The organism is Allobosea sp. 47.2.35, assembly GCF_024655635.1.
GTDB lineage: Bacteria > Pseudomonadota > Alphaproteobacteria > Rhizobiales > Beijerinckiaceae > Allobosea.
In genome coordinates, this window is sequence record NZ_JANLGI010000032.1 from 1 (window position 1) to 17,415 (window position 17,415).

Annotated in this window: 20 protein-coding genes and 2 pseudogenes; 11 read left to right on the forward strand and 11 right to left on the reverse strand. The window is 62.2% G+C overall.

The features are described 5' to 3' along the window. Positions 1-54: 54 nt before the first annotated feature. From NUV79_RS23520 to NUV79_RS23560, 9 genes and pseudogenes are all read right to left on the reverse strand, one after another. Positions 55-714, reverse strand: a pseudogene (locus tag NUV79_RS23520) (arsenic resistance protein); the annotation flags it as partial. A gap of 5 nt (positions 715-719) precedes the next feature. Further along, positions 720-1,145, reverse strand: coding sequence for an arsenate reductase (glutaredoxin) (gene arsC, locus NUV79_RS23525; RefSeq protein WP_089174918.1), 426 nt, complete (start codon positions 1,143-1,145; stop codon positions 720-722). An 89-nt stretch (positions 1,146-1,234) separates the two neighbouring features. After that, positions 1,235-1,606 carry an ArsR/SmtB family transcription factor gene (locus NUV79_RS23530; RefSeq protein WP_257735504.1) on the reverse strand — a complete coding sequence of 124 codons (372 nt, stop codon included), beginning with the start codon at positions 1,604-1,606 and terminating at the stop codon, positions 1,235-1,237. Positions 1,607-1,700: 94 nt separating this feature from the next. Continuing rightward, the gene (arsH, locus tag NUV79_RS23535; RefSeq protein WP_308218246.1) at positions 1,701-2,462 is read right to left on the reverse strand and encodes an arsenical resistance protein ArsH; all 762 of its coding nucleotides are present in this window, start codon (positions 2,460-2,462) and stop codon (positions 1,701-1,703) included. A gap of 30 nt (positions 2,463-2,492) precedes the next feature. Then, positions 2,493-3,716 (reverse strand): MFS transporter, encoded by a 1,224-nt coding sequence (locus tag NUV79_RS23540; RefSeq protein WP_257735505.1) that lies wholly within the window; start codon positions 3,714-3,716, stop codon positions 2,493-2,495. Next, positions 3,716-5,113 (reverse strand): NAD(P)-binding domain-containing protein, encoded by a 1,398-nt coding sequence (locus tag NUV79_RS23545; RefSeq protein WP_257735506.1) that lies wholly within the window; start codon positions 5,111-5,113, stop codon positions 3,716-3,718. Before NUV79_RS23545 ends, NUV79_RS23540 begins: the two co-directional genes overlap by 1 nt. Positions 5,114-5,163: 50 nt before the next feature. Beyond that, positions 5,164-5,481: an ArsR/SmtB family transcription factor gene (locus NUV79_RS23550; protein ID WP_257735507.1), complete on the reverse strand. Its 318-nt coding sequence runs from the start codon at positions 5,479-5,481 to the stop codon at positions 5,164-5,166. 270 nt (positions 5,482-5,751) lie between these two features. Continuing rightward, a complete protein-coding gene (locus tag NUV79_RS23555; RefSeq protein ID WP_257735508.1) occupies positions 5,752-7,179 on the reverse strand; it encodes an ATP-binding protein in 1,428 nt (475 codons plus the stop codon). Next, a complete protein-coding gene (locus NUV79_RS23560; RefSeq protein ID WP_257735509.1) occupies positions 7,176-7,937 on the reverse strand; it encodes a response regulator in 762 nt (253 codons plus the stop codon). Before NUV79_RS23560 ends, NUV79_RS23555 begins: the two co-directional genes overlap by 4 nt. 176 nt (positions 7,938-8,113) lie before the next feature. Here NUV79_RS23560 and NUV79_RS23565 point away from each other — a divergent pair, with 176 nt between their 5' ends. The 10 genes and pseudogenes from NUV79_RS23565 to NUV79_RS23610 all read left to right on the forward strand — a co-directional run bounded on the left by NUV79_RS23565 (position 8,114) and on the right by NUV79_RS23610 (position 14,287). Beyond that, positions 8,114-8,332, forward strand: coding sequence for a hypothetical protein (locus NUV79_RS23565; RefSeq protein ID WP_257735510.1), 219 nt, complete (start codon positions 8,114-8,116; stop codon positions 8,330-8,332). A 53-nt stretch (positions 8,333-8,385) separates the two neighbouring features. Then, positions 8,386-9,849, forward strand: coding sequence for a TolC family protein (locus NUV79_RS23570; RefSeq protein ID WP_257735511.1), 1,464 nt, complete (start codon positions 8,386-8,388; stop codon positions 9,847-9,849). Between the two features lie 14 nt (positions 9,850-9,863). Beyond that, positions 9,864-11,303 (forward strand): multicopper oxidase family protein, encoded by a 1,440-nt coding sequence (locus NUV79_RS23575; RefSeq protein WP_257735512.1) that lies wholly within the window; start codon positions 9,864-9,866, stop codon positions 11,301-11,303. Between the two features lie 28 nt (positions 11,304-11,331). Next, the gene (locus tag NUV79_RS23580) at positions 11,332-11,808 is read left to right on the forward strand and encodes a cupredoxin domain-containing protein (protein ID WP_257735513.1); all 477 of its coding nucleotides are present in this window, start codon (positions 11,332-11,334) and stop codon (positions 11,806-11,808) included. A gap of 25 nt (positions 11,809-11,833) precedes the next feature. Beyond that, complete coding sequence (locus NUV79_RS23585; RefSeq protein ID WP_257735514.1) at positions 11,834-12,112, forward strand: copper-binding protein; 279 nt, start codon at positions 11,834-11,836, stop codon at positions 12,110-12,112. Between the two features lie 206 nt (positions 12,113-12,318). Continuing rightward, the gene (locus NUV79_RS23590; protein WP_257735515.1) at positions 12,319-12,564 is read left to right on the forward strand and encodes a hypothetical protein; all 246 of its coding nucleotides are present in this window, start codon (positions 12,319-12,321) and stop codon (positions 12,562-12,564) included. A 44-nt stretch (positions 12,565-12,608) separates the two neighbouring features. Next, a complete protein-coding gene (locus NUV79_RS23595; protein ID WP_257735516.1) occupies positions 12,609-12,998 on the forward strand; it encodes a hypothetical protein in 390 nt (129 codons plus the stop codon). Between the two features lie 79 nt (positions 12,999-13,077). Further along, entirely contained in the window at positions 13,078-13,272 is a 195-nt protein-coding gene (locus NUV79_RS23600) for a hypothetical protein (RefSeq protein WP_257735534.1), read from the forward strand. Beyond that, positions 13,230-13,433 (forward strand): annotated as a pseudogene (locus tag NUV79_RS23605) (transposase); the annotation flags it as partial. The gene NUV79_RS23600 and the pseudogene NUV79_RS23605, both read left to right, overlap by 43 nt. 93 nt (positions 13,434-13,526) lie before the next feature. Beyond that, positions 13,527-14,287, forward strand: a protein-coding gene (locus NUV79_RS23610) for an IS5 family transposase (protein ID WP_257735517.1) whose coding sequence is annotated in 2 segments (ribosomal slippage) — positions 13,527-13,866 and positions 13,866-14,287 — 762 coding nt in all. Because the reading frame shifts where the segments join, the coding sequence is not laid out codon by codon here. A 226-nt stretch (positions 14,288-14,513) separates the two neighbouring features. Here NUV79_RS23610 and NUV79_RS23615 read toward each other — a convergent pair. Next, complete coding sequence (locus tag NUV79_RS23615) at positions 14,514-15,563, reverse strand: L,D-transpeptidase family protein (RefSeq protein ID WP_257735518.1); 1,050 nt, start codon at positions 15,561-15,563, stop codon at positions 14,514-14,516. Between the two features lie 412 nt (positions 15,564-15,975). Then, positions 15,976-16,614 (reverse strand): transglutaminase-like cysteine peptidase, encoded by a 639-nt coding sequence (locus NUV79_RS23620; protein ID WP_257735519.1) that lies wholly within the window; start codon positions 16,612-16,614, stop codon positions 15,976-15,978. 405 nt (positions 16,615-17,019) lie between these two features. On the opposite strand from NUV79_RS23620, the gene NUV79_RS23625 reads away from it, so the two are divergent. Continuing rightward, positions 17,020-17,415 carry a TFIIB-type zinc ribbon-containing protein gene (locus NUV79_RS23625; RefSeq protein WP_257735520.1) on the forward strand — a complete coding sequence of 132 codons (396 nt, stop codon included), beginning with the start codon at positions 17,020-17,022 and terminating at the stop codon, positions 17,413-17,415.

Genomic DNA, 17,415 nt, shown 5'->3' on the forward strand with positions numbered 1-17,415 from the left:
TCAAGGGGTCAACATTGGACGCCGATCGGGGGGCAACTTTGCGGGCCGTTTGACAATTGGAGCGAGAACCCCGAGCACGCGGTCGAGTGAGGCCGGTCCGCCGCTCGCGAGGAGCTGACGCCTCAGGAGCTGAGCCACGATCACCGGGATGACGATATAGAGCACCACCGACAGCAGCAGCGTGTCCCACGGCACGGTGATGGCCGAAAGGCCCAGCAGCAGGGCCACGATCGGCGCGAAAGCGACCACCATGATCGCATCGTTGAGGGCGACCTGGCTGAGCGTGAACAGGGGCTCGCCTTTCGTCAGGTTCGACCAGACGAAGACCATCGCCGTGCAGGGCGCCGCCGCGAGGATGATCAGGCCGGCGATGTAGCTGTTGATCTGATCCGCCGGCAGATAAGGCCGGAACAGGTAGGAGATGAAGAACCAGCCGAGCGCGGCCATCGAAAAGGGCTTGACCGCCCAGTTGACGAAGAGGGTGACGCCGATGCCGCGCCAGTGGCGCCCGACTTCGCCGAGCGCTGCGAAATCGATCTTCAGGAGCATCGGCACGATCATCAACCAGATCAACACCGCCACTGGCAGGTTGACCTTGGCGATCTCAGCCGCGCCGATCGCCTGGAAGACGCCGGGCGCAATGTGGCCGAGCGCGATGCCCGCGACGATGCACAGGGCGACCCAAAGGGTGAGGTAGCGTTCGAAGGTCGACATGGCTGTTAGGCTCCCGCGAGGACACGGCCGGATGAATCAACGACAAGCTCGCCGTCTTCCTTGCGGAACTCACCGCGCTGCGGCGGCAACAGGTCGAGCACCCGCTCGGACGGGCGACACAGTCGGACGCCCTTCGGCGTCACCACGAAGGGGCGATTCAGGAGAATGGGATGGTCCTCGATTGCGTCGAGCAGGGCTTCATCGCTGAGCGAGAGATCGTCCAGGCCAAGCTCGGCGTAAGGCGTTCCCTTTTCACGTAGCGCCTCGCGCAGCGTAAGGCCGGCGCGATCGACGAGTTCGCGCACCATTCTGCGCGAGGGCGGCGATTTCAGATATTCGATGACGTGCGGTTCGACCCCAGCATTCCGGATCATTGCGAGCGTGTTCCGTGAGGTCCCGCAATCGGGGTTGTGGTAGATGACGACGTCCATCTGAAGTAACTCCGGCACAGAGGTTTCGTGCTCCGGCGGCAAGGCGCGAGCCGCCTATCGAGAGGCGCAGAGCCGGTCGGGGGAGGGGTCTAGGCGTGTTCCTCAATCTCGGTCGCGGCCGAAGAGGAGGCGCAGCAAGCCGAGAGCGCCGCGACCACCGGAGCGCAGATCTCCGTCCGTCCGCCGCAGCAATCGTTCAGCAGAAAGGTGACGAGGTGCTGCACCGCCACCAGGTTCGCTCGATAGATGATGGAGCGACTCTGGCGTTCGGTTCGGACCAGCTTGGCCCGAGCCAGGATGCCCAGGTGCGACGACATGGTGTTTTGCGGCACGGCAAGGCGGCGGGCTATTTCTCCCGCGGGCAGACCTTCCGGCTCATGCTTCACCAACAGGCGAAACACGTCGAGGCGGGTCTGCTGCGCGAGAGCTGCGAGCCCCAAAATAATCTGCTCTGATTCCATGTATCCAAGTTAGTGGATATATGGATGTATTGCAAGCTGAACGGCCCTGGATAGCGGGCATTCCGGCTTGGCGTTGAGAGAGCCGAAGCGGCCGTCAGGCCGACCGGCGACGCTGGTGAGCGATGGCGATAGCCGACATGTCCGTCGTCGGATCAACGACGATCTGCTTCTGCTTCCGTTCGGAGTAGCGGTCGACCAGCGTCTCCGCATGCGGCCGCAGCAAGAGGGTGAAGCGGACCAGCTCCTCCATCACGTCGACGATGCGGTCATAGTAAGACGACGGCTTCATCCGCCCCGCCTCATCGAATTCCTTGTAGGCCATTGCGACGCTCGATTGATTGGGGATCGTGAACATCCGCATCCAGCGCCCGAGCAGGCGAAGCGTGTTGACCGCATTGAAGGACTGGGAGCCGCCCGACACCTGCATTACGGCGAGCGTGCGTCCCTGGGTCGGGCGCATGCCGCCCATCTCCAGCGGCAGGTGATCGATCTGCGCTTTCATTACGCCGGTGATCTGCCCGTGGCGTTCAGGGCTGCACCAAACCTGCCCCTCTGACCAGAGAGCATGCTCGCGCAATTCCCGGACCACAGGGTGGTCGTCGCCCTTGACTTGGTCCGGCAGAGGAAGATCGGACGGATCAAAGATACGCGTCTCGGCCCCGAATAGCGTCAGAAGGCGCGCAGCCTCCTCGACGGCGAGCCGAGAGAATGAGCGTTCGCGCAGGGATCCGTAGAGCAACAGGATGCGCGGGGGGTGACCGAGCGGATCGGGCAGCCCTTCGGCGGGCCGCCTCATTGCGAACTCGGGCTTGAGGGCTGGAAGCGAGGAAAGATCGGTCAGCTCACGCATTGGCATGAGGGTTCTCCTTGATATCCGGAACAGAGCTCAGCGCAGCTTGCGCGCCAGAGCATACATTGCAGCCGCTGCCAGCCCGGACAGGGCGACCAGGAGCAGCGTGCTCGGCATCAATCCGGCACGTTCGAGCAGCATGGCGAAGAGGAGCGGCGCGGCAGCCTTTACGACGAGTCCGGGTGCGGAGAGCTTGCCCAACATCGCCCCATAGCCGGCTGGGCCGAAGAGCTTCAGGGGGACCGTGCCGCGTACGATCGAGCTCAGTCCCATGCTGATGCCATAGGCAATCGCGAACAGACCCGCGAGGCCGGCCGCGGAACCGCCGATTGTCAGCAGAACGAATCCGACTGGCATCAATGCGGCGGAGGTCCAGGCGGTCGTGACGGGGTCGATCGAGGTTCCGAAGAGCATTTCGATCAGGCGCCCCGCAACCTGGGAGGGACCGACCATGGCGCCGATGCCGACAGCGACAGCCGCGCTCAGCCCCAGCCCTTGCAGCATCGTCAGCATGTGGACCGACATTGCCGATACCACGAAGCCTTGAAGCGAGAATGCCAATGCCAGCAGGGCGAAGGCGCTCCGCCGATCGTTCCCTTCAAGATACCTGACCTGCGAGGCATCTGCGGCGTCGGCGCTGGGCACGGAACTCGCCGTGCGATGGATCGGACCCGGCAGCAGCAACAGATGCAGCGGCGCGCACAGAGCGATCTGGACGACCGCATAGACCCGGTAGATGTCGCGCCAGTCAAAGGAGTTGAGCAGGGCAGTCGTCAACGGCCAGAACAGCGTCGATGCGAAGCCCCCGATCAAGGTGAGCTGGCTGATCGCGCGCCTTGCGCCCGGGCCGCGTGCCTGCGTCAGCGCCGTGAACGCTGCATCATAGAGGACGAGGGTCGAAACGATCTCCAGAGCGATCATGGCCGCGAAATAGCCAACCGGACCGCGCGCTTCCGCCAAGCCGAGAAGCGAGAGGCCGGCAAGCACCGACCCGAGGGTCATCATCAGACGGGTGCCGTAATGATCAATCAATCGCCCAGCGACGGGCGCGATAAGTCCGCCGATCAGCAGCCCGGCCGCGAACCCGCCATATGTCCACTCCGGAGACCAGCCGAAGCTTTCGGTCATCTTCGGAGCCAGTACGGCGAAGGCGTAGTACAGGCCGCCATAGCCAGCGACCTGAGTGACGCCGAGCGCCGTGATCAACGCGAGACCACGCCCTCCGGTGGGAGCGGGTATAGGCAGCGACAGACTGGACATCAGACTTCGGCCGTCTCACGGGTGGTTTCGCGGGAGCTGGACGAGCATCCGCATCCTGCCTTCCCGGATTGCTTGGCAACCGCGTCATCGGCGCAGCAGGCATCGACGGCCACAGGCGCGGGCCCTCCGCAGCAGCTCGACGTCGAAGCCGACGGTCCGCCGGGCGTCGCGCTGCAAACGCCAGTCTCCGGCAAGACGAGCTCGACGCGCCGGGCCGCGGCGTGATCGCCGGCGAGTTCAGCCACGATCGAGCGGACTTGTTCATGCCCCGTCGCGAGCAGGAAGGTGGGCGCTCGGCCATAGGACTTCATGCCTGCGATGTAGAAGCCAGGTTCCGGATGGGCGAGATCGGCGGCACCGTGCGGACGCACCGTTCCGCAGGAGTGGACGTTGGGGTCGATCAACGGCGCCAGGCTCGGCGGGCATTCGAGCGCCGGATCGAGCTCGACGCGCAGCTCGCGCAGGAGAGCCAGTTCCGGGCGGAAGCCGGTCGCGACGATGAGTTCGTCGACGGTGACGGCCTGCTTGCGTTCGTCGTTTGAGATCAAGCGCAGACCGGAGGCATCGCGCTCGATCTGTTCCAGACGAAAGCCGGTGTGGGTCCTGATGCGGCCTTGCTTGACGAGATCCGCGATCTGGAGACCGAGTTCGCCGCGGGCGGAGAGCTGGTCGGCGGCGCCGCCACCGAATGCCTTCGCCAGGATCGGACCCCGATAGAGCCAGGTGATCTTGGTTGCGGGATTCTCGGCCTGAAGCTCGGATAGCGCGATGAGGGTGCCGATGGCCGAATGGCCTCCGCCGAGCACCGCGACCTGTTTCCCGGCATAACGCGATCGGGCCTCCCCGGAGATGTCCGGCATCCCGTAGGCAATATGCTCGGTCGCTTCGATCTCGCCGATTGCCGGCAAGCCGCCGACCCCAGCCGGGTTCGGCGAGAACCAGGTGCCGGAAGCGTCGATGACGGCATCGACGGCCAAGCTCGCCGGCGTACCGCCGTCGCGATAGCGCACCAGCAGCGGCACTGCCTCGCGGCCATCCGTCTTGACCTTGTCGAAGCCAGCCCGGGAAACCGAGATCACCTCGGCATTGAGCTTGATCCGATCCCGTAGCCGTTCGGCAAGAGGGGCGACGTAATGCGAAATCAGGTCACCGCCAGTTGGGTAACGATCCGGGTCGGGGCGCGTCCAACCCGACGCTTCGAGGAGGCGCTCCGCCGCCTTATCGATGTTGAAGGCCCAGGGTGAGAACATCGGAACATGAGCCCATTGCCGGATGGCATGTCCGGCCGCCGGGCCGCGCTCCAGAACAATCGGGATGAGGCCGCGTTCCGTGGCGTGGGCTGCCGCGGCGAGACCCACCGGGCCGGCTCCAATGATCGCGATCGTCTTGGTTGCCACCTTCGCATCCTCCCGTGAAACCGGAAATACTGAAATATGGTCGAAAAAATTTATGCGGCAGTCTGCTCGGAGCCACACCCGGCGTCGGCGCAGCATTCGGCGATGAGGAACTGGACCAGTTCGTTCATGCGGTCGAAGTTCGCCCGGCAGATCAGCGTGGTGCCATCGCGTTCCTGACTGACCAGCCCTACGATGATCAGCGTCTTCAGGTGGTGCGATAGCGTGGACGCTGCGATCTCAAGGCGCTGCTGGCACTGCCCCACTGACAAGCCGGGATGTCCCGCCCTCACCAGGAGGCGGTAGAGCGACAACCGGGTTGGGTTGCCGAGGGCCTCCAGCTGAGGGGCGGCGTTTTGAGTGTTTAGCATAGACGGAGCTTGCCCCAAGCACGCGCGGAAGGCAATTCGTACTTCTAGAAATATAGAACACTGTCTTGGCGGCAAGAAGCGCTCGCGAACCGCCGCTGACGCTGGGGGTTATGGGCGTCGCTGGCGGCTCGTCGTCTCCCGCCGCAGCCCAGGCCGGCATCCGAACGAGTTGGAGATCGCCGAGCTGATAGCCTTCCTCAAGCAGTTTGGCAGAGACGATCGTTCAGTAGCGATTGGAGATCAATCATACGGAGCTGAGCGCGATGGCGCTCAGCTCCAGAGTACCCGTGATAACGCTGGCGCCTGGCCGGCGTCGCTGACCGATGACGCGCTACTTAGGCCCGCTTTCGACAAGGTAATTGTTACGCACAGGCCGCCGGCCGCGCGGTTGGCTAAATTGATGAGCCCACTGTGGGTCTGGATCACGGATGCCGCGATGGTGAGCCCCAGGCCGGTGCCGCCCGTCTCGCGGCCTCGGGACTCCTCAAGCCGCACAAAGGGTTGAAATACGCGCTCCATATCCGCCGGCGGAATGCCCGACCCTTCATCCTCGACGGTGACAGCGATATGGTCTCCGGCCTCGGCAATCGTGACACGGGCCGTATGGCCATATTTGATGGCATTGCCGATGATATTGGAGAAAGCGCGCTTCAGCGAGAGCACGCGCCCCAGCACCGGAGCGGAAGTGAGGCCGATCAACGCGACTCGATGCCCCTGATCGAGATGATCGTCGACGATGGTCTCGATGACCGAAGCGAGATCGATCGGTCGGATCGCTTCGCTGGAGACCCCGCCACGCAGATATTCCAGCGTGGCGTCGATCATCGCCTCCATCTCCCCGAGATCGGCGTCGATCAGATCGCGGGTCGCGTCGTCGTCGAGAAGTTCCGAACGGAGCCTGAGGCGGGTGATCGGGGTTCGCAGATCATGTGAGACCGCCGCCATCGCTTGCATGCGCTCGGTGACGAGGCGCTGGATGCGCTCGCGCATGGTGTTAAAGGCCCGCGCGGCGCGACGCACCTCGATCGGTCCGTTTTCGGGAAGCGGCTGCGGCGTCTGATCTATGCTGAATCGCTCGGCCGCGATGGCGAGATCGCGCAGCGGTCGTGTTGCCCAGCGAAGCAGTAGTAGCGCGACAACGACGATGCCGACGCCAAAGCAGATGGTGACTGCAATCACGCTCCAGTCGATATGTGGGTTCGCTCCAAGGGCGGACGACGAGAAATTCACCCAGGAGCCGTCGGTCAAGCGCACCGAGACCAGCATCATGTGTCGGTAGGCATCGGCATTTCCACTTCCCAAGGCACCGTCATCGGCGAAGCCGACCCGGAACGACTCCGCGGCAAGTTCGGGCGCCAGCTCCTTGAGGCGCGCTTCCATGATCTGCGCCCGTTCCGTCGCCGGCGCGTTGCCGAGCACCAGGCTGACATTGCTCCAGTGAACCTCAAGGCTAGCGCTCGACAAGTCGTGAGCGACGCGATCGCGTTCCGGCGCATCAAAAGTGCTTGCGATTGCTCGCTTGATCGAAACGATGTGCTCGGCGAGGCCACGGTCGCGGGCCGCCATCGCCAGACTCTCGAAGCCGACGCGATAGGCCCAGAAGCCGAGCAGATGGAATGCCAGGAGTGCGGCCACCAGGATCATGATGGCGCGGCTGGCGACCGTATCAGGCCAAAGACGCTCGATGTATTTTCTCAAGCGGACTGCCCTTCCCGAATGCGGACATCCGACGCGAATACATAGCCGGAACCACGGACGGTCTTAATGAGCTGGCTGCCATTCGTCACCGCTTCGAGCTTCCGCCGCAGCCGGCTGATTTGGACGTCGATCGTACGATCGAATGGGTCGCCGCTGCTTCGGGCCTTAGCGAATTGCATCAAGGCTTCTCGCGACAGCACACGGTTGGCGTGTTCCACAAAGGCGACGAGAAGGTCGAACTCACCGGTTGAGAGATCGACCAATGTCCCGGAAGGTGATTGCAGCTCTCTGCGGCGCAGATCCATCGACCAGCCATCGAACAACACGATCTCGGAACGTCGGATTTCAGTGGCGTTGCGCGAGCGAGTGCGGCGCAAGACGGCTCGAATACGAGCCAGCAATTCGCGCGGGCTAAACGGCTTGGTGACATAGTCGTCCGCCCCGCCTTCGAGGCCGATGATCCGGTCACTCTCCTCGCTGCGGGCGGTCAGCATCACGATGGGCACCTGGGACGTCATGCGGACGTCGCGGCAAAGCTCGACACCGGAACGGCCAGGTAGCATCAGGTCGAGCACGATCAGGTCGAAGCTGGTGCGGGCCACGACATCCATCATCACGCGCCCGTCCGGTGCCCCGGTGACCTGATAGCCATGGCGCTGGAGGAAACGTGAGACCAGAAGCCTGATCTGCGGGTCATCGTCTACCACGAGAATATGACCGTGATCTTCGGCGATCGTTTTGATTGGATCTTGATCCATCTTTCGCTCGGCTTCCCGAAACAAGCCCATCGGGGCGGTGGCGCTTCTTCCTTTGCACGACTGCACAATAGCGCGCTTACCGCCGTGCCGCCCGCGTTGCTTTGATACAATTTGTAACGGACGCCTCCGGGCGTGCGCTGCTACCCCTATGCCATCGAAACGCGAGGAGCCGAATCGTGACGTTCGTGAAGGTGCCGTTCCTGGCAGGTATAGGGCTGGCGTTAGGCGCCTGTTCGCTGACACCCGTTCCCGAATATCTTGCCAAGCCGGCTGATCCGAATATCCGCGTCCCTGCCGTCCAATATCGCAGCGTGACGGCTGGCGCCGCCACATACCGCCCGGCCGAGCCCAAGGATTGGCACGAACTCAACCGTGACGTCGGCCCGAAGTCATGACTTCGCCTGCCGTATCCATTTCAGCGATCAATTTTATCCGGGGAAGGACAGCCTTGACCGCTCCAGCGATATTGAATGCCCGTCGGCTGTTCCGTTTCGGGCTGCTCGCCGGCACGGCGGCCCTGCTGGGAGGCTGCGCTAGCTTTTCTGCCGATGGCGGCATGGCGCCGATCCAGGCCGCGACTTACGCCGATATCGGCAAGGACGTGACCAAGATCGGCGACGATCAGGCCGCGCTCACGGCGAAGGCGCGGATCGATCAGCTGCTGCGCAAGCCGCTGACCGCGGATGCGGCTGTGCAGGTCGCGCTGCTCAACAATCGCGGCCTGCAGGCCGCCTTCAACGAACTCGGCATGGCCGAGGCGCAGATGGTCGCGGCGAGCCTGCCGCCCAATCCGCGGCTGGGTATCTCCAAGCTTTCCGGCCGCTTCGAAGTCGAGATCGAGCGCCAGATCGTCGGCAGCCTGCTGGCGCTGGCAACCCTGCCGGCGCGTGCCGAGATCGCCCGCGAGCGTTTCCAGACGGCACAGTTGCGCACGGCCGAGGCGGTGCTGAAACTCGCGGCCGACACCCGCCGCCAATATTACCGTTCGGCCGCAGCCAATGCCCAAGTCGCCTTCTATCAGGAGGCGAAGGCTTCGGCTGATGCGGCTTCCGAGCTGTTCAAGCGGCTCGGCGAGACCGGCGGCGTCAACAAGATCGACCAGGCGCGCGAATTCGCTTTCGAGGCGGAGCTGACCGTGCAGCTCGCCCAGGCCCACCAGCAGCAGCGCCAGGAGCGCGAGCGCCTCGTCCGCCAGCTCGGACTCTGGGGCGATGATCTGAAGTTCCGCGTCGGTAGTCTACCGCCGCTGCCGCGACTGCAATCGGTCAAGGCGGTCGAGGCGGAAGCGCTACGCAAGCGCATCGATCTCAGGATCGCACGCGCCGATCTCGACGTGCTGGCGAAGTCGCTGGGGCTCACCCAGGCGACGCGCTTCGTCAACGACGTCGATCTGCTGGGACGCCGCACCTACGATCGTGGGCGTGTCATCACGGAAGATGGCCATGTCGAGCGCGAAAGCAGCCGCAGCCGGACGCTGGAACTGGAGATCGACATCCCGATCTACGATTTCGGCCAGTCCAAGGTCGCGCTCGCCGAGCAGAGCTACATGCAGGCCGCCAACAAGCTGGCGGAAAAGGCGGTGAACATCCGCTCCGAGGCGCGCGAGGCCTACACCGCCTACCGTGCCAATTACGACATCACCCGGCAGTACCAGAACAACGTGCTGCCGCTGCGCAAGATCATCCTGGATCAGTCGCTGCTGCAGTACAGTGGCATGCTCACTGACGTGACCGATCTGATTACCGACGCCCGGAACCGCATTCTGTCGAACGTCGCGGCGATCAATGCCCGCCGCGACTTTTGGATCGCCCATACCGACTTCAAGCACGCCATGATCGGCGGTGGCAGCGGAGGTGGCGGCCCGGCCGCCGTCGCGGCAGCGAGCGGCGGCGACGCCGGCGGCGGGCACTGAAGGAGCTTCCCGACATGACATCCCTATCTCGCAGAGGCTTCATCGGTTCGTCCGGACTCGTTCTGGCTGGGGCGGCAGCTGTATCGGGGCGCGCTGCCTTCGCGGCGGTCCCCGAAGCCCCGACCATGAAGGAGGCAACGACGCAGGCCCCACTCGTGCCGACCACGGGACCGGACTACCAGCCGGTCGCGACACTGAACGGCTGGTCGCTGCCTTGGCGGATGAATGGCGACTGGAAGGAGTTCCATCTCGTCGCCGAGCCGGTGGTGCGCGAGCTCGCCCCCGGCATGAAGGCCAATCTCTGGGGCTATAACGGCCAGTCGCCGGGCCCGACCATCGAGGCGGTCGAGGGCGACAAGGTCCGCATCTACGTCACCAACAAGCTACCGGAGAACACCGCCGTCCACTGGCACGGCCAGCGCCTGCCGAACGGCATGGACGGCGTCGGCGGGCTGACCCAGCCGCATATCCCACCGGGCAAGACCTTCGTCTACGAATTCCAGCTAAGGCGCTCGGGAACCTTCATGTACCACCCGCATTCGGACGAGATGGTCCAGATGGCGATGGGCATGATGGGCTTCTTCGTCGTCCATCCCAAGGACCCGGCGTTCCGGCGCGTCGACCGCGACTTCGTCTTCCTGCTCAATGCCTTCGACATCGAGGCCGGCTCCTATGTGCCGAAGGTCAACACCATGACTGATTTCAATTTGTGGTGCTGGAACAGCCGGGTGTTTCCGGGGATCGACCCCTTCGTCGTCGGCAAGAATGACAAGGTGCGGATCCGCTTCGGCAACCTGACCATGACCAACCACCCGATCCACATGCATGGCTACGAGTTCAAGGTCTCGTGCACCGATGGCGGCTGGGTCGATCCGGCGGCGGCCTGGGACGAGGTCTCGATCGACGTCGCCGTCGGCCAGATGCGCGCCTTCGATTTCGTCGCCGACGAGCCGGGCGACTGGGCGATCCACTGCCACAAATCCCACCACACCATGAATGCCATGGGGCACTCGGTGAAGACCTATATCGGCGTGAACAAGAAGGACCTCGCCAAGCGCATCGCCAAGATCGCACCCGGCTACATGCCGATGGGCTCGAACGGCATGGGTGAGATGGGCTCGATGGAAATGCCGCTGCCTGAGAATACCCTGCCGATGATGACCGGCTTCGGTCAGTTCGGCCCGATCGAGATGGGTGGCATGTTCTCGGTGGTGAAGGTCCGCGAGGGGCTGGCGAAGAACGACTACAAGGATCCCGGCTGGTTCAAGCATCCCGAAGGAACCGTCGCCTTTGAGTACAAGGGCCAGAAGCTCGCCGAGGCGGCGCGCGGCGCCTCCCCCGACAGCGGCATTGAGCCGACTGAATGGCAGGTCAAGGATCCGCGCAAGCCCCGGTTAGGCCCGGATGGCAAACCCATGGTCGCCAACAAGGCTGGCGCCCATGGCAATCATTGAAATCGTTGAACTCACTCAGGAGAACTGCATGTCTGGGATTCTCAAGGCAAATTCGCTCGTCGTCATCACTGCAATGGCTTTGTCTGCAGGAGCGGCATTGGCCGATCCCGGCCATGGCGGCGAGGCCGCCTATGGCAAGCCGGGCGATCCGAAGAAGCCGGCGCGGCCTGTTCAGGTCGTGATGAGTGAGAAGGACGGCAAGATGTCCTTCATTCCCGATCGCATCGAGATCCGCCGCGGCGAGCAGATCCGCTTCCAGCTGCGCAATAATGGCGAGCTGGATCACGAGCTCGTCCTGGCGACGCTGGAGGAGAACCTCAAGCACGCGGTCGCGATGCAGAAGAACCCCGACATGGAACATGACGATCCGAACGCCAAGCGCCTCGCGCCGAAGAAGGCCGGCGAGATCGTCTGGGCCTTCACCAAACCGGGCGAGTTCGATTTCTCCTGCCTGATCCCCGGTCACCGCGAGGCGGGCATGACCGGCAAGATCATCGTCAAGTAAGCAACCTCAGCGAAAGGAGCGTCCCATGCTGAAGACTGCCGCCACCCTTGCCTTCCTGATCGTCGCATTGCCGGCCGCCGCGCAGTCGGTCAGCGGCACCGTCACCAAGGTCGATGAGGCTCAAGGCAAGCTCACGATCAACCATGGCGCGATCAAGAACCTCGACATGGACGCCATGACGATGGTGTTCCGCGCTGGCGATCCCGCCATGTTGAAAGGGCTGAAGACCGGCGACAAGATCAAGTTCGACGCCGACAGGGTCAACGGCCAGATCACCGTCACCAAGCTCCAGAAGGCGAAGTGATTCTGATGAGCGGCAAGGCGCAAATTGCCTTGCCGCTCATAGCGCCGTTCCCGGCGATTGTTTCGGCCAAACTGGCTATTCCGTCACCGAACTCTGGCGACGCTGGTTGCGTTAGCAGGCGCATTGTCTGACGGAAGCACCATCGCGAGCTGTTTGAAGCTTCGCCTTTGACCATGCAAAGAACGAAGTACGATGAAGGGCGAGCCATGCGATTGGTCTTGCTGGCGATTTCTATTGCGCTTGTCGCGCTGCAAGCGCGGGCGGACGATGGCGATCTGCAGCGGGCGTTGATCGAAGCGTCTTGCCCCACTGCCAAGGTCACGCGCCTCAATCCCATTGGACAGAGTGAAGTCTATGAAGCGAACTGCTTCGACAGACGCATCAAGATCGTCTGCATGAACGGACGCTGCGCCGCGGATGCTCCGTCACACAGCCGGGATGATCCGGAATGATGTCCCGGCGGACCAGCTCACTGCCGTCGATGAAAGATCATGAAATGATCAGCGACTGCCTGAAACCACGCCGAAGGTGCGTGCTTTGGGCGCTCTGGGCTGTGGCCGCGGGAACGCTGTTCATGGATCAGGCGGAAGCGCAGTCGGTCAAGATTGTCGGAATCGGCGCCTCAAGCTGCCAGTATTTCTTGCGGGAGACCAACGGCAAGCCAGAGGTCGAGAAAAACTTCTTCGCCTGGGCACAGGGGTACATGAGTGGCTTGCTGCTGCGGGCGCCCCCAGGAAAGGACGAGGATCTGGACCTCGCCCCGGACGTCTATCCGTTGCTCAAGCAGGCCGAGTTCCTGCGGAGCTTCTGCACGCGCAACCCCGACGCCGATTTCAGCGATGGGGTGAACGATCTCTATCGCACGCTCCGAGCTCCACCGAGTTGAGGCCCGCAATCCTATCGGAAGGCAACGCAAATGGCGCCGACATAGGTGGCGTCGCTACCGAGGAACGAGTTCAGCAGACGTGACCGCGACGTTTCAGTTTATCCATGATCTCGGTCACCAGATCATGGGCCTCGATTACCCGCACGGCCACTGGCTGATCAATATTGCGGCCGCGCTGTTGTTTGTCGTTGCGCCGGTGTGGACACTCTGGATTGGTCTGCGGCTCGGCCAGGCGCGACGCTGTCCTTCCTGCCGCCCTACAGCCCAGACATGAACCCGATCGAGAATGCCTTCGCCAAGCTGAAGGCCATGCTCCGAGCCAAAGCAGAGCGCTCAATCGGCGCCTTGTGGGACGCAGTCGGCACCATCCTTCAGCTCTTCTCGCCGACCGAATGCGCCAACTACTTCAAGGCAGCCGGATATGATCCGGATTAAACCGGAAACGCTCTAGGGCGTAGCGACGATTTAAGGATTTGGGATTCCCCAATCGCCGCAAATCGGATTCAAAGCTGATTTTGGAGATCGGCGATGGATTGCGACGCGCTTCGGGATGACCAATGGGAGCGGATCAAGGGCTTTGTCCCCGGGGGAACAAAGGGCAAGCGTGGTCCGCGCACCGACAACCGCAAGTTTTTGGATGCTCTTCTTTGGATGGCGCGTTCCGGCGGTCGCTGGCGCGATCTGCCCGAACGGCTTGGCGATCACCGCTCGGTGAAGCGGCGCTACTATCGTTGGATCGAGATGGGCGTTCTCGACGAGATGTTGGCGGTTCTGGCGCGTGAAGCCGATCTCGAATGGCTCATGGTCGATAGCACCATCGTGCGGGCGCACCAGCATGCGGCCGGCGCACGCAAGATAAAAGGGGGGCGGATGCCCAGGGCTTGGGCCGGTCTCGCGGCGGATTGAGCACGAAAATCCACGCGGCCACGGAAGCGCTCGGTCTTCCAATCCGATTGATCGGCTCTCCCGGACAGCGCAACGACATCGCCTTTGCCCATGACTTGATCGACGGGATCGAGGCTGATGCCGCCATCGCCGATAAGGGCTACGACGCCGATCACCTCGTCAACAGGATCCTCGGGGATGGCACAGAGGTCGTCATCCCGCCCAAGCGCAACCGGAAAGACCTGCGCTCTTACGACGTCGACCTCTACAAGGAGCGCAATCGCATCGAGCGCTTCTTCAGCAAGCTCAAGCAGTTCCGGCGCGTCGCCACCCGATACGATAAACTGCTCGCCAATTTCATGGGCTTCGTCAAACTCGCCGCAATTGCCATATGGATCAAATAGTTAAATCGTCACTACGACCTAGTTGGTTGTTCCCGAGCGTTGGACGGCGCCGCCTCCCATCTCGCGTGTCACGTGTCGGAAACTCAACACGAACGCGAATGCGACAAAGGCGATGAGGGCCAGCAGTACAATCAGATTGCGTCTGCGGAGCTTGGCAGCGGCCCCAACTCGTTCAGTTTGGTGTGCTGACATATTCCATAACTCTGCGAGATTTGATTAAGCTGGGTCACCGAATGGCGATCGAGCCGGTCGCCTCTGACGATGATCCGGTTGCTCCATAGGGATCGAGCAGGGCAGCGTCTGGTCGGCTGATTTCAACCCGGCCGGCCACAACGCTTTGCAAGCGCTCGGGACCCATTTCCTTCAGCATTTTGCGGAAGCTGGAGTGCATTCCGCCATCGGCATATGCGAGCACAGGAGAGGGAGCACTCGCGCTCGTGAGTGCGCTGTAGCGCCTGTCATCGCTTGCGCGTCTCTCCGAAATCAAAGTTTGAATGGCCGGTTCGATCTCGTAGGCCGGGCACTGGCTACCGGCGACGAAACGCGAGTTGTCCCCCGCGGCATCGAAGACATATCGCCTTTCGCAGGCCGCAACCTTCGGAGGTTGCCTTGTCGCCTCGAAGTGATCGAACCCTTCCTTCAGATTGCGCCAAAAAGCGATGTGCGGGCTGTTGCGGTGAGCTGCCAAGTTCTCCGGTGTCATCCGGAAGGGTAACGCTTGCACCTGGAAGCTCTTCTGGCCACCGGCAAACGCTTCGCGAGCCAATCCGAAAATCTCCGTCACGCCATCATCCGTCATGGCGAAGCAGCCCGCGGACGTGCAGGCTCCATGGACCATCAGCGCGGAACCCGTGAAGCCCTGCGATCGCTCCAACGCGTTCGGATAGCCCAGATTGAACGATAGGTAGAACTGTGACCTGGGGTTCATCAGGTCAGGAGTGACCGTGTAAATTCCCTCCGGGGCTTGCCGATCGCCTTCGCGCGTTTTGGGGCCAAGTTGCCCCGACCAGCGACACATCGGATAGGTTTTGAGGAGAGCAAACCGGCCACTTCGATCCCGCTTCCAAACCTCCAGCTCGCTCTCTTTTTTGAAGATGCGGATGAAGATCGGGTCGGCTTGCGACATGCCTTTCGTCGACATTTGCGAGACCAGCTTCGCAGGCAGGGGCTGCAAATGCCGCGCGTCATCACCATCGCCCACGACGCAGCCGGAAAGCAGCGCCAAAAGGCCGATGGCCGTCGCAATTTTGACCAAGGTCGAGGAGCGTTGAGACATTGCTTGAGGATGACCGGCTATGGCTTCTGAGGCGTTAATAGCGAGTTAGCCTACAAGCTGATGCCACTAGAGGTTCAAGGGGCAAAGTGCCGCGCAGTTGAACCTTTGGCAGAATGGGGCTTGAACCTCATGTCACTATAGGTGCGACACCTGCGGGAACGTAGGAGTTTGCGAAGTGAAAAGTTCCCGCCAGATCCTCTGGCGCTCAACCGCGACGTTCGCCGCGGATTGGAGAAAGCCGGCGGTGTCCCAGATCCCGCGCTACGCCCTCGCCGTCGCAATGCTGCGATCGGCCCGTGGACTCGCTTGAGCTGTGTGTGCCGCTCACAAGTACCGCCCGTGGTGGCGTCATAGGGCGGAACGACCCGGAAGCCGAGATCCCGTTCCTCCCATCGAGCGATCCGCTGAGCCCCTAGCGAGGTGGGGTAATGCTCGCGGTCACCACCTCCGGACGGCCGAGAATGCGGCCCAAGTCCTGCCAATCGTTTTGGTTGGTCGGGGACTGACGCTTGATGAAGGTCAAGCCGGAGCGCGACCACGGGAGGATTTTATCGATCTGGTTGTCCAGAACGAATTCTCCACGATCGGTCACGACGGTAAGAACTGCGTGCCCGCCACCTTCGCGGTCAATCACGACTGTGATCAAGAGCGAGGAGAGCGGCCAGCCCCTCCTCAAAAGCTCGCGCCGCTTTTCCAGCACATAATCCTCGCAGTCCCCTCTTCCGGTCGTTGCGTAAGTCCAGCGCTCGGCGACGCCGAACTGATCGAAATCGGTTACCGGCTCAATGGCTTTATTGAAGCGGAGGTTGATTTCAACAAGCTCCGCCCAGCGTGCGTCGGTCAGGCCCACGGTCTGCCTACCAGTTCGCTGAGGAACACAGTCTGTCGGGTTAGCATTGCAAAATTGACCCCACCCAATGGGGGGCAAGGCGGCTTGTCCGGCATGAAGGTGAGCAAAGTCGGTAAGGCCATTGGCGCTCGCCGGCGACAAACAAATCTGGGCTGCGATGATAGCAGCAACGACAAAGCAAGATCTGGCGAGCGCAAGCATGACAATCTCCTATCGAGAATTGTCGTAGCGCCCGCGAATTCGAATCGAACAAAAATCTCGGTATAAATTGAGAGAATGATATTCAGGGTTCGTTTTCTTTAACAAATGGTTCTTTCAAAATGCCGCTCACCGCATCAGGCGAGATCAAGGAGTACGTTTATGAGATCTCGTAACAGAGCCTTGGCGCTGGCTTTGATTGTTCTTGCAGGCGTCTTTTACGCTGTATCGTTTGTGCGCATGCAACAGACGGAGGACCGGAGACACGTCGAGGATCCAAACGTGCATTCGACGCCCGGCAAACTGTGACCTGTGAAATTGCGTCAATCTGCCTCAGAATGCCGCCTTGAACCTCTAGTGACTACAGCTTGTATCCTGGGCGTCCAGTGTTCGTTAGGAGCGCCTGCAATGAATGATACCGCTTCCAAGCCGCATGAAGGATTGCCGTGCCCGGTCTGCCGCGTCGATCTCGTCATGAGCGATCGACAGGGCATCGAAATCGATTACTGCCCCAAGTGCCGCGGCGTTTGGCTCAACCGCGGCGAACTGGACAAAATCATTGAGCGCAGTTTGCGGGAGCCAAGTTCAGCTCAGGAGCAACCGCAGCCCAGCTTCCTAACTCAGCCCGGCGCTCCAACACCTTGGGGGGCAGCACTCGCTCAACCTGGCTACCAGGGCTATGCGCCCCAAGGCGGTCATCAAAGTGGCTACGACAGTCATGGCGGGAGCCACGGAGGGGGGCATGGCGGTGGCCATGGTGGCGGTTTCGGCCGACGGGGGTTCCTCGGCCGGATCTTCGACTGA

Excerpts from the sequence above, each read along its gene's own strand:
- NUV79_RS23585 (WP_257735514.1), top strand. The coding sequence starts at position 11,834 with ATGCTGAAGACTGCCGCCACCCTTGCCTTCCTGATCGTCGCATTGCCG.
- NUV79_RS23530 (WP_257735504.1), bottom strand. The coding sequence starts at position 1,606 with ATGGAATCAGAGCAGATTATTTTGGGGCTCGCAGCTCTCGCGCAGCAG.
- NUV79_RS23580 (WP_257735513.1), top strand. The coding sequence starts at position 11,332 with ATGTCTGGGATTCTCAAGGCAAATTCGCTCGTCGTCATCACTGCAATG.
- NUV79_RS23560 (WP_257735509.1), bottom strand. The coding sequence starts at position 7,937 with ATGGATCAAGATCCAATCAAAACGATCGCCGAAGATCACGGTCATATT.
- NUV79_RS23620 (WP_257735519.1), bottom strand. The coding sequence starts at position 16,614 with ATGCTTGCGCTCGCCAGATCTTGCTTTGTCGTTGCTGCTATCATCGCA.
- NUV79_RS23595 (WP_257735516.1), top strand. The coding sequence starts at position 12,609 with ATGATCAGCGACTGCCTGAAACCACGCCGAAGGTGCGTGCTTTGGGCG.
- NUV79_RS23550 (WP_257735507.1), bottom strand. The coding sequence starts at position 5,481 with ATGCTAAACACTCAAAACGCCGCCCCTCAGCTGGAGGCCCTCGGCAAC.
- NUV79_RS23590 (WP_257735515.1), top strand. The coding sequence starts at position 12,319 with ATGCGATTGGTCTTGCTGGCGATTTCTATTGCGCTTGTCGCGCTGCAA.
- NUV79_RS23540 (WP_257735505.1), bottom strand. The coding sequence starts at position 3,716 with ATGTCCAGTCTGTCGCTGCCTATACCCGCTCCCACCGGAGGGCGTGGT.
- NUV79_RS23625 (WP_257735520.1), top strand. The coding sequence starts at position 17,020 with ATGAATGATACCGCTTCCAAGCCGCATGAAGGATTGCCGTGCCCGGTC.
- arsC (WP_089174918.1), bottom strand. The coding sequence starts at position 1,145 with ATGGACGTCGTCATCTACCACAACCCCGATTGCGGGACCTCACGGAAC.
- NUV79_RS23615 (WP_257735518.1), bottom strand. The coding sequence starts at position 15,563 with ATGTCTCAACGCTCCTCGACCTTGGTCAAAATTGCGACGGCCATCGGC.
- arsH (WP_308218246.1), bottom strand. The coding sequence starts at position 2,462 with ATGCCAATGCGTGAGCTGACCGATCTTTCCTCGCTTCCAGCCCTCAAG.
- NUV79_RS23575 (WP_257735512.1), top strand. The coding sequence starts at position 9,864 with ATGACATCCCTATCTCGCAGAGGCTTCATCGGTTCGTCCGGACTCGTT.